At 63.0% G+C, this 9,930-nt stretch carries 10 protein-coding genes and 2 pseudogenes; 8 read left to right on the top strand and 4 right to left on the bottom strand.

Annotated features, from left to right (window positions below; genetic code table 11):
• Window positions 1-937: pseudogene (locus EOA36_RS16580) on the bottom strand (HAMP domain-containing histidine kinase); the annotation flags it as partial.
• 277 nt (window positions 938-1,214) lie between these two features.
• On the opposite strand from EOA36_RS16580, the gene rpmH reads away from it, so the two are divergent.
• From rpmH to EOA36_RS16600, 4 genes are all read left to right on the top strand, one after another.
• On the top strand, window positions 1,215-1,349 hold the full coding sequence (gene rpmH, locus EOA36_RS16585; RefSeq protein WP_008833937.1) for a 50S ribosomal protein L34: 135 nt from the start codon (window positions 1,215-1,217) through the stop codon (window positions 1,347-1,349).
• Between the two features lie 14 nt (window positions 1,350-1,363).
• On the top strand, window positions 1,364-1,717 hold the full coding sequence (rnpA, locus tag EOA36_RS16590) for a ribonuclease P protein component (RefSeq protein ID WP_127278550.1): 354 nt from the start codon (window positions 1,364-1,366) through the stop codon (window positions 1,715-1,717).
• A 14-nt stretch (window positions 1,718-1,731) separates the two neighbouring features.
• Window positions 1,732-3,552, top strand: a complete 1,821-nt coding sequence (gene yidC, locus EOA36_RS16595) for a membrane protein insertase YidC (protein WP_127278551.1) — start codon at window positions 1,732-1,734, stop codon at window positions 3,550-3,552.
• 170 nt (window positions 3,553-3,722) lie between these two features.
• The gene (locus EOA36_RS16600) at window positions 3,723-4,283 is read left to right on the top strand and encodes a fasciclin domain-containing protein (RefSeq protein ID WP_127278552.1); all 561 of its coding nucleotides are present in this window, start codon (window positions 3,723-3,725) and stop codon (window positions 4,281-4,283) included.
• Between the two features lie 197 nt (window positions 4,284-4,480).
• On the opposite strand, the gene EOA36_RS16605 is transcribed toward EOA36_RS16600, so the two are convergent.
• The 3 genes from EOA36_RS16605 to EOA36_RS16615 are packed head-to-tail and all read right to left on the bottom strand — an operon-like array spanning window position 4,481 to window position 7,774.
• Window positions 4,481-6,028 (bottom strand): DHA2 family efflux MFS transporter permease subunit, encoded by a 1,548-nt coding sequence (locus tag EOA36_RS16605; protein WP_127278553.1) that lies wholly within the window; start codon window positions 6,026-6,028, stop codon window positions 4,481-4,483.
• Complete coding sequence (locus EOA36_RS16610) at window positions 6,025-7,317, bottom strand: HlyD family secretion protein (RefSeq protein WP_127278554.1); 1,293 nt, start codon at window positions 7,315-7,317, stop codon at window positions 6,025-6,027. The genes EOA36_RS16605 and EOA36_RS16610 overlap by 4 nt, the downstream gene beginning before the upstream one ends.
• A complete protein-coding gene (locus tag EOA36_RS16615; RefSeq protein ID WP_127278555.1) occupies window positions 7,310-7,774 on the bottom strand; it encodes a MarR family transcriptional regulator in 465 nt (154 codons plus the stop codon). The genes EOA36_RS16610 and EOA36_RS16615 overlap by 8 nt, the downstream gene beginning before the upstream one ends.
• A gap of 116 nt (window positions 7,775-7,890) precedes the next feature.
• Between EOA36_RS16615 and EOA36_RS16620 the strand changes: the two genes are divergently transcribed.
• The 4 genes and pseudogenes from EOA36_RS16620 to EOA36_RS37760 all read left to right on the top strand — a co-directional run.
• Window positions 7,891-8,265 carry a hypothetical protein gene (locus EOA36_RS16620; protein ID WP_245464381.1) on the top strand — a complete coding sequence of 125 codons (375 nt, stop codon included), beginning with the start codon at window positions 7,891-7,893 and terminating at the stop codon, window positions 8,263-8,265.
• Window positions 8,266-8,387: 122 nt separating this feature from the next.
• On the top strand, window positions 8,388-9,026 hold the full coding sequence (locus EOA36_RS16625) for a CatB-related O-acetyltransferase (RefSeq protein WP_189553248.1): 639 nt from the start codon (window positions 8,388-8,390) through the stop codon (window positions 9,024-9,026).
• On the top strand, window positions 9,023-9,682 hold the full coding sequence (gene yihA, locus EOA36_RS16630) for a ribosome biogenesis GTP-binding protein YihA/YsxC (protein ID WP_127278556.1): 660 nt from the start codon (window positions 9,023-9,025) through the stop codon (window positions 9,680-9,682). Before EOA36_RS16625 ends, yihA begins: the two co-directional genes overlap by 4 nt.
• An 18-nt stretch (window positions 9,683-9,700) precedes the next feature.
• Window positions 9,701-9,930: pseudogene (locus tag EOA36_RS37760) on the top strand (hypothetical protein); the annotation flags it as partial.

The following is a 9,930-nucleotide window of genomic DNA, read 5'->3' on the forward strand; positions in this document are numbered from 1 at the left end:
CGGCGCGGTCGAGCGCGCGCACCAGTTTCGGCGCGAAGGCCTGCACGGTCGGATCCTTGACCTGGCGCAGGCGGTCCGACAGCAGCTGGGCCGAGGCCAGAATGTTGCGCATATCGTGATTGATCTTCGATACGGCGAGGCCGAGGTCGGCCAGATGCTTCTGCTCGGCCAGCATCTTTTGCAGCCGCTCCTGCATCTGCGACAGTTCGCGTTCGGCCACGCCGATCTCGTCGGCGCGATCGGCGGGGTGAATGATCCGCCCAGGATCGTCAGGGGCCTGGGAAAAGGACAGCATCGAACGCGTCATGGTGCGGATCGGGCCGATCATGATCAGGTCGATCGCGGCATAAACCAGCATGGCCGTGAACAGCGAGATCAGGAGCGAGACGAAGGCGACGTTGCGCGAATAGATGAGCATGGCCTTGCGCAGGGAGTAGTCCGGCATGATCAGCTCGAACTCCTTGTCGCTGTCGCCGACCGGTCCAAAAACCCGCAGCATCCTGTCGCCGCCGAAAAACAGCGTGTCCAGCGCGCCGGTCATGCCCTTGACCATGCCGACGCTGGCGAGATCGATGTGTTCGTCGACCTGTGGCGGCATGTCGGCCACCACCAGAAGCCGCGAGACACCGCCGTCGCGCACCGCGATCGCCTTGGCGCCGATGGCCATCAGCACGTCGTTCTGGGCCGTGCGCGACAGCGAGGTCGACTCGCCCTGCACCAGCACGATCGACACGGCGGCGGCCGTGCTCAGCCTCTCCTTGAGCCAGCTCAACCTATAGCTGGCGATCCAGGGCAGGAAGATCAGCACTTCGGCCAGCAGCACGAAAACGATGGTGAGCAGCAGCAGCTTCGTCGACAAACCGCGCGACAGGGGTACCGTGCGGACGGCGGCTGATGCCGTTCCGGTCCCTTCCCCTGCTTGGCTGGCTTCGCTCATGCGACTCGATCTTCACAATCACTTGATCAGCCAAGATTAGGCGATTACGGCTTTTTTGCCAATTTCTCCCTTGGTCGGAAAAATAGATGCTCCAAAAGAGGTGCGTCTTTAGCGCGCCGACGCCGGATTGACTTCCAAAACCCTTCTTTCTATAAGCCCGCTCACGCTCGGGCCATTCGTCCCGGCGCGGTTTCGATCGCGCCAAAACCGGCCCGGCAAAGCTCCTGTTACAAAGTGACAGAATCAAGAAGGGCCGCACCCCGCGGTATTAAAACAAATGAAGCGTACCTACCAACCGTCCAAACTCGTCCGCAAACGCCGGCACGGCTTCCGTGCTCGCATGGCCACCAAGGGTGGCCGTGGCGTCGTCGCAGCTCGCCGCAACCGCGGCCGCAAGCGGCTCAGCGCCTAAGCGAGACGAGATCGTTGCCCGCAACCGGCAAGCCAGTGGGGCAAAATCCCAAGCGGCTTCTGAAACGCGCGGAATTCCTGGCCGTCCGTCGTGGTGAAAAGCGACGCGGACGGTTTTTCCTCGTCGAGGTCCTCGACCGCGGCGACGGCGGGGTGCCGCGCGTCGGCTACACCGTTACCAAGAAGGTCGGCAACGCTGTTGTGCGCAACCGCGTCAGGCGGCGGCTGAAAGAGGCCGTCCGCGTCCATGCCGCAGATGACATGGTGCCCGGCAATGATTATGTCATCGTCGGGCGCGATGATGCGCTGCGCGCCCCCTTCGGCCAGTTGAAGGCCGAACTCTCCCGCCGGATTCGCGGAACACGATAGGCCAAGGGCTCTCGATGGAAAACAACCGGAACTTCTTCATCACCATCGCCCTGTCGGTGCTGATCCTGGCGCTGTGGCAGTATTTTTATGTCCTGCCGCGCAGCGAGCAGCAACGCGAGGCGGCTCGCATCGAGCAGCAGCGCGTCGAGGACCAGAAGAAGGCGGCCGATACCGCCAATCCGGGCGCATCGACGCCGGCGCCGGGCACCACGGCCCCGGGTGCCATTCCCAACGCCCCCGGCGGTGACATCGTTACCGCGGCCGGCCGCGACCAGGCGCTGGCGGCTTCCAGGCGCGTCAAGATCGACACGCCGAGCCTCGAGGGCTCGATCAATCTGACCGGCGCGCGGCTCGACGACCTCAAGCTCAAGCACTACACCGAGACCGTCGACAAGAATTCGCCCGAGATCGAACTGCTCAACCCGCAGGCGCTGCCCACCGGCTATTTCGCCGAGATCGGCTTCGTCGGCAACGACAAGACCGGAACGGTGCCGGGCGCGGAAACGGCGTGGACGGTCGACGGCAATCCGACACTGACGCCGTCGACGCCGGTGACGCTCACCTACACCAACGACAAGGGCCTGACCTTCAAGCGCACCTTCTCCGTCGATAGCGACTACATGTTCACGGTTTCGGACACGGTGCAGAATTCGGGCAGCAGCGCCGTTTCGCTGTTCAACTATGGCCGCGTCACGCGATACGACAAGCCGGCCGTTGCCAGTACCTACGTGTTGCATGAAGGTTTGATCGGCGTCACCGGCACCGAGGGCTTGGCCGAATATAAATACGCCAAGATCGAATCTGAAAAGCAGGTCACCCCGGGCAAGTCGACCGACGGCTGGCTCGGCATCACCGACAAATACTGGGCCGTGACGCTCGTGCCAACCGAAAAGCAGCCTTTCCAGCCACGCTATGCCTTTTTCGAGGATGGTCGCCATCGCTATCAGTCCGACTTCCTGACCGATGCAATCAATGTCGACGCCGGCCAATCCGCAACAGTCGAGACGGAGATCTTCGCTGGGGCCAAGGAAGTTGCCAAGATCAACGCATATGAGACTGACCGTCACATTCGCCAGTTCAACTTGGTGATCGACTGGGGATATTTCTATTTCATCACCAAGCCGATGTTCTGGCTCATCGACACGCTCTACAAATTCTTCGGAAATTTCGGCCTGGCGATCCTGGCCACCACGGTCATCGTCAAGGCCATCTTCTTCCCGCTCGCCAACAAGTCCTACGCGTCGATGGCGAACATGAAGAAGGTGCAGCCCAAGATGCTCGAGATTCGCGAGAAATACGCGGACGACAAGATGAAGCAGCAGCAGGCTATGATGGAGCTGTACAAGACCGAAAAGATCAATCCGCTCGCCGGCTGCTGGCCGGTGGCGCTGCAGATCCCGGTCTTCTTCTCGCTCTACAAGGTGCTCTACATCACAATCGAGATGCGGCACGCGCCGTTCTTCGGCTGGATCCAGGATCTGGCAGCGCCCGATCCGACCTCGCTGTTCAACCTGTTCGGCCTCGTTCCGGTCACCCTGCCGCACATGCTGATGATCGGCGTCTGGCCACTGATCATGGGCGTCACCATGTTCCTGCAGATGCGCATGAACCCGACGCCGCCGGATCCGACGCAGGCCGCGATCTTCACCTGGATGCCCGTCATCTTCACCTTCATGATGGCCGGGTTCCCGGCGGGTCTGGTCATCTACTGGGCCTGGAACAACACGCTGTCGATCCTGCAGCAGGGCGTGATCATGAAGCGCCAGGGCGCCAAGATCGAGCTGTGGGACAATCTGGTGGCGCTGTTCCGCAAGAAACCTTCGCCGGCCGAATAGCCGGCACCTTCCCTCCTCAAAAGGCCCGGCTTGTCCGGGCCTTTTTGTTTGCACCAGGTATCGCTTCACGATCCCGTGATCGGCGAAACTGCAATCACGCGCGGGGCGTGACTGCGTGTGCGTTTCAAAGGCTATCAATCCCGATCAGCCCTCACCCGGAGGAAGACCACATGCGCTTGCCCACATTCAGGACCATCGCCCTATCAGCCCTCATCGCCGGCATGGCGATTGCCGCGCCGGCCTATGCCAAGAACCCGAATGTCGGCGGCGCGCCGATGTACGCCACCAAGACCATCGTCGAGAACGCGGTCAAGTCGAAGGACCACACGACGCTGGTCGCCGCCGTCAAGGCCGCCGGCCTGGTCGAGACGCTGCAGGGCGCCGGCCCGTTCACCGTGTTTGCCCCGACCAACGAAGCCTTCGCGGCGCTGCCGGCCGGCACGGTCGACACGCTGCTGAAGCCCGAAAACAAGGACAAGCTCACCAAGGTGCTGACCGCGCATGTCGTGGCCGGCAAGATTTCGGGCGCCGATATGATGAAGAAGGCCAAGGCGATGGGCGGCAAATACGAGATGAAGACCGTCTCGGGCGACACGCTCACCGCCGAAGTCAAGAAGGGCAAGCTCTACATCATGGACGAGTCCGGCGGCGAGTCGAAGGTGACGATCGCCGACGTCAACCAGTCGAACGGCGTCATTCACGTCGTCAACAAGGTTCTGTTGCCGAAGTAGCGGCTTCCGGCGAAAAGGGGGCGTCGGCGGATCGTTGGGGCTTTCCCGGTCCGCCATCCCCGCCTCATGACGAGGTGCCATGTTTCTTGCGAAGCCGTATCGGCGAGGCCGGGGTCCTGTCGTCCCTCACAGGGCCCCGGTTTCTTTTGGTGAGAGCGCTTTGCCTCGGCGTTCGAAGCCCGACCGCTTCCGCCACATCACTCCATGACGGCGCTGTGGTCGACCTTGGCCGGCGTCCCCGGCTTGCGCAGCAGGAGCAACAGCGGGATCGCCGCCAGCGACAGGATCATCATCAGCTTGAAGTCATTCATGTAGCTGATAACAGTCGCCTGCAGCGTCACCACGCCGTCGAGCGCGGCGCGGCCGGCGGCGGTATAAGGGTTCATCGCCTGGAAGATCGCCGGATCGCTGAACGCCTGGTTGAAGGGCGTCACATAGGTGGCAATGTTGGCGTGGTTGATCTGCACATTCTGCGTCAGAAGCGCGGTGACCACCGATATTCCGACGCTGGAGCCGATGTTGCGCGACAGATTGTAGAGGCCGGTGCCTTCCGCGCGCCGCTCCGGCGCCAGCGTGGCGAAGGTGATGGTGGTCAGCGGCACGAACAGGAAGCCCAAGCCCGCACCTTGGATGAAGCCGGTGGAGATGATGGTCCACTGCGAAACGTCAGGCGTCCAGCCGGTCATGTCGTACATCGCCCAGGCGGTGATCAGCAGGCCGATGAGCAGCAGCCAGCGCGTGTCGACCTTGCCGATCAGCCTGCCGACCAGGAACATGCAGGCCATCGTGCCAAGCCCGCGCGGCCCCATGACGATGCCGGCCGTCACCACGGGATAGCCCATCAGCGTCTGCAGGTAAGGCGTCATCAGCGCCAGCGAGGCGAGATAGGTGATGCCGATGATGAAGATGAAGATCATGCCGACGGCGAAATTCCGGTCGAGGAACAGCCTCGGATTGACGAAGGTGTTGCGGGCGGTGAAGGTGTGGACGAGGAAGATGTAGAAGGCCGACGCGCAGATCAGCGCCTCGACGATAATCTCGGATGACGAGAACCAGTTGAGCTGCTCGCCGCGATCGAGAAACATCTGCAAGGCGGCGATGGTGATGCTGAGCATGCCGAAACCCAGCCAATCCAGCCTCGCCTTGAAATCCAGCTTGGTTTCCAGGACGTACAGCGACACGCCGGCGAAGGCCAGCGCGCCGATCGGCACGTTGATGTAGAACACCCAGCGCCAGCTGACATTCTCGGTCAGCCAGCCGCCGATGACAGGCCCCAGCACCGGCCCGACCATCACCGAGACGCCGAACAGCGCCATGGCGGAGCCGCGCTCTTCCACACTGTAGATATCGAGCAGGATGCTCTGCGACAGCGGCACCAGCGCCGCGCCGAACAGGCCCTGCAGCAGGCGGAAGCCGACGATCTGCGGCAGCGACTGCGCGAAACCGCACAGCACCGAGGCGACGACGAAGCCGGTGATCGAGGTCAACAGGATGCGCTTGCGGCCGAAGCGGTTGGCAAGGTAGCCGGAAGGCGGCGTCATCACCGCCGCCGCCACGATGTAGGAGGTCAGCACCCAGTTGATCTGGTCGGCGCTGGCCGAGACGCTGCCCTGGATATAGGGCAGCGCGACATTGGCGATGGTCGTGTCCAGCGCCTGCATGATGACGGCCAGGATCACGCAGGCGGTGATGGCGCCGCGATTGGCGACCACCGGCGTGGCACCTGTCGCGGACGCGCTGGTCATGACTTTTGTCCGAACAGGCCGATGAGATTGGTGACGAAGTCCGGCAGGCCGCGTGCATGGCCCGTGTCGACGTCGACCACGGCGCTCATGCCGCCGCGCAGCGGTGGTTTGCCGTCGATGTCAGCGATGGTGACGCGCATCGGGATGCGCTGCACGACCTTGACCCAGTTGCCGGTGGTGTTCTGCGCCGGCAGCAGCGAGAAGCTCGACGACGAGGCGGGACTGATCGAGGCAACTTTGCCGTGCCAGACGGCACCGGGATAGGTGTCGACGCTGATCGTCGCCGTCTGCCCGGGACGCACATAGGTCAGCTCGGTTTCCTTCGGTTCCGCCGCGATCCACAGATCGGTCGACGAGACCAGGCTGAACGCCGGCTGCGAAGCCGGCAGGTACTTGCCGACCTGCAGCGCGTCGACATTGGTGACGATGCCGTCGAACGGTGCCTTGACAACGGAATCGGCGAGGTTGCGCTGCGCGTCGTCGACGCCCGACTGGGCCTGGAGGTAGAAGGGGTTCTTCTCCACCGGCTGGTTGGCGTCGCCGCCAAGCTGGGCGAGCGTGGCCTGCGCCTGCGCCTTGGCGACGGACACTTTCTGGCGCGCGGCGACGAGATCGTGCTGGGCGCTGTCGAAAGACGCCTTCGAGGCGGTGGAGGTCTTGAGCAGATCCTGCTGCCGCTGAAAGGCGGCTTCGTAATAGGGAATGTCGGCCTGCGCCTGCTCGATCTGCGACAGCGACTGCTGGTAGCTCGCCTCCAGGGTCAGCACCTGGTTGCGGACGGTTCCGAGCTGGGCCTGGGCGGCGGCGAGAGCGGTCTCGAAGGAGGCCGGCCGCAGGCGAAACAGCACGTCGCCCTTCTTGACCGCCTGGTTCTCATGCACGTCGATCTCCTGCACCGTGCCGGAGACGTCGGTGGAGACGCCGAGCGACTGAGCCTGGATATAGGCATTGTCGGTCGTCATCAGCTGACCGCCGGTGACATAATAATAGCCGCCGAAGACAAGCGCGACGGGAAGCAGGGCAAAAAGGACGGGCCGCGCCAGGCTGCGCTTCGGTTTGACCGGAACAGGAGGGGCGACGGCGGCAGGGGCCTGCCGTGGCGGCGGCTCCTTGGCCGGAGCCTCCAGCGCCGCCGGCTCCAGGGCGACGGGCGCTTCCAGTTCGTCATTTTCGATGACGGCGCTGGCCCGCCGCTGTTCGCGCTCACTGTCGAGCTGGATAATCTGGTCGGTCCGACCCGCCGGTGTTTCGTCTCCGGCAGGCTTCTTGGGGGATGTCGATTCAGCCATGTACTTTCTCCCGGTCGACGGCTGGCTGGGTGCAAGCCGCGAGCAGATTGGATTTGATCAAGCTTAGCGTTTGCAGCAGATGCTGCTGTGTTTCGGACGAAAGGCCAGCGAAGGCCTCGTCTCGTGTTTTCTGGCCGTTGCCGCGCATGATCTCGAGCAGCGGACGGGCCCGCGGTGTCAGGTAAAGCAGCCATGCCCTGCGGTCGACGGGATCGGGCCGGCGCTCGATGAAGCCGCGCGCCTCCATCTTGTCGAGCAGCCGGGCGAGCGTGATCGGCACGATCTCGATGAGGTCGGCGAGCTTGTTCTGGTGGATGCCTTCATGCAGCGAAAGGAAGGCCAGCACCTGCCATTGGGCGCGGGTCAGCCCCGATGCGCGTGACCGCTGCTCGAACCGCTTGCGAAGCAGGCGCGCGACGTCGTGCAGCACGAAGCTGATATTGCGGGAAGAGGGCATGGGAGGAGGTCGGGGTCGGGTGGCAACTTTTCGTGAGCATGCTTATTATCATCATGCACATAATCCTGCTGGACGCCCCGCGCAAGACCGATTAAGCCCCGGGGAAGAAAAAACGCATGGGCCACGGCATGCAAAAGCCGCGTGGCGATGTGGATTTGCCGGCAAGGATTTTGGCGATGGATTGGATCAGGATCGCGGCTCTCACGGCTCTCGTTGGGTGCCCCGGCGCCGCTGCCGCGAAGGATGCGGTCAGCTGCGGCGGCGCCGCCATGCTGGGCGGCGCGCAGCTCAACTGCAGCCATGTCGAACCCAAGGCACCGCCACAGTTCTGCACGTTTAGTTGGGATCTTCACACGATGGCGGGAGATCAGAAGGTCGTCGAAGGCAGCTTCATGCTGCCGCCCGGAGCGTCGAACGTTCAGGTCTATCAGGGCAGTGGTTTCGACAGCGCGCTGTCCAACCCGATCGTGATCTGCCGCGGCAACAAATGAGCGTGGCAGGCAAGGAAGGCTCGCTCGTCAGCCGATTGGTGCTATAGGGCGGATCACGTTATTTTGACCAGGCGCGCGGATTGCGGATCCGCGTGGCTATCACTTCCTGGACGGACTTCGACATGGACGGACCCAACCCCGGCATCAAGCACCCGATCCCGATGCACACGCGCGTCGGCTTCCTGAAGCCTCTGGTGACAGAGCCGAACATCGAGATCGGCGACTTCACCTATTATGACGACCCGGACGGGCCGGACAAATTCGCCGAAAAATGCGTGCTGCATCACTATCCCTTCATCGGCGACAAGCTCATCATCGGCAAGTTCTGCGCTATCGCCGAGGGCGCGCGCTTCATCATGAACGGCGCCAATCACGCCATGTCCGGCTTCTCGACCTATCCGTTCAACATTTTCGGCCATGGCTGGGAAAAGGGTTTCGACCCCCAGACATGGTCGAAGGAACTGCGCGGCGACACGATGGTCGGCCACGATGTCTGGATCGGCATGGAGGCCGTGATCCTGCCCGGCGTGGAAATCGGCCATGGCGCCATCATCGCCGCCAAATCGGTGGTGACGCACGATGTGCCGCCCTATGCGATCGTTGCCGGCAACGCCGCGAAAGTGGTGAAGATGCGTTTCGACGACAGGACGATCCGACGGCTGCTGGCGGTGGCATGGTGGGACTGGCCGGTGGACAAGATCGGCCGCAATCTCGACGCCATCAGGAGCGCCGATATCTCTCTACTGGAGGCAGCAGCTTGAACGTTCCCAACAGCACCGCGATCCAAACCGACCTGTTCACGCGCGGATGGATCTTCATCCGCGGCGTGCCGGCCATGAAGTTCCTGCCGCCGGAAGGGCCGCCGGAGATAGCCTTTGCCGGCCGCTCCAATGTCGGCAAGTCGTCGCTGATCAACGCCCTGGTCAACCAGAAGGGGCTGGCGCGCACCTCCAACACGCCGGGGCGCACGCAGGAACTCAACTATTTCGTGCCGGACGGATTTTCAGGCGAGGGCACCGACCTGCCGCCGATGGCGCTGGTCGACATGCCGGGCTACGGCTACGCCACCGCGCCCAAGGAGAAAGTCGACGAGTGGACCAAGCTGGTCTTCGACTATCTCAAGGGCCGCGTCACGCTGAAGCGGGTCTATGTGCTGATCGATGCCCGCCACGGCATCAAGGCCAAGGACGACGAGGTGCTGTCGCTGCTCGACAAGGCGGCGGTATCCTACCAGATCGTGCTGACCAAGACCGACAAGATCAAGGCCGCCGGCGTGCCGCGGCTGATCGAGGAGACGCTGCAAAAGATCAAGAAGCGTCCGGCGGCGTTCCCGTTCGTGCTGGCGACATCATCGGAAAAGGGCGAAGGCCTGGAGGAATTGCAGGCCGCCATCGTGCTCGCGGCGAATGGCGGCTAGTCGTCGTGCGCGCATACGTTGACCGCGCCCTGGCAATCCGTCAACATCGCAGTGCCGTTCGAGGGCAACCGGATGCGTATCGTTTTTCGTTGTGATCCCGCGCTTGCCGAAATGCTCCCCCGGCCGGTTCCCGCGCGTGGCGTGCTGCCTGACTGGCTCCGCAAGATGCCTCCGAAAGCCTATTCGGAAATCCATGGGCGAGAGATCAGGACAGTAAAACAGTGTCCGCCCTTCGTTGATGCGATGAC

The organism is Mesorhizobium sp. M8A.F.Ca.ET.021.01.1.1 (assembly GCF_003998025.1).
Lineage (GTDB): Bacteria > Pseudomonadota > Alphaproteobacteria > Rhizobiales > Rhizobiaceae > Mesorhizobium.

What these genes read in the sequence shown, in the direction of transcription:
- rpmH (WP_008833937.1), top strand. Translation starts at nt 1,215, where the DNA reads ATGAAGCGTACCTACCAACCGTCCAAACTCGTCCGCAAACGCCGGCAC.
- yidC (WP_127278551.1), top strand. Translation starts at nt 1,732, where the DNA reads ATGGAAAACAACCGGAACTTCTTCATCACCATCGCCCTGTCGGTGCTG.
- EOA36_RS16600 (WP_127278552.1), top strand. Translation starts at nt 3,723, where the DNA reads ATGCGCTTGCCCACATTCAGGACCATCGCCCTATCAGCCCTCATCGCC.
- EOA36_RS16605 (WP_127278553.1), bottom strand. Translation starts at nt 6,028, where the DNA reads ATGACCAGCGCGTCCGCGACAGGTGCCACGCCGGTGGTCGCCAATCGC.
- EOA36_RS16610 (WP_127278554.1), bottom strand. Translation starts at nt 7,317, where the DNA reads ATGGCTGAATCGACATCCCCCAAGAAGCCTGCCGGAGACGAAACACCG.
- EOA36_RS16615 (WP_127278555.1), bottom strand. Translation starts at nt 7,774, where the DNA reads ATGCCCTCTTCCCGCAATATCAGCTTCGTGCTGCACGACGTCGCGCGC.
- EOA36_RS16620 (WP_245464381.1), top strand. Translation starts at nt 7,891, where the DNA reads ATGGGCCACGGCATGCAAAAGCCGCGTGGCGATGTGGATTTGCCGGCA.
- EOA36_RS16625 (WP_189553248.1), top strand. Translation starts at nt 8,388, where the DNA reads ATGGACGGACCCAACCCCGGCATCAAGCACCCGATCCCGATGCACACG.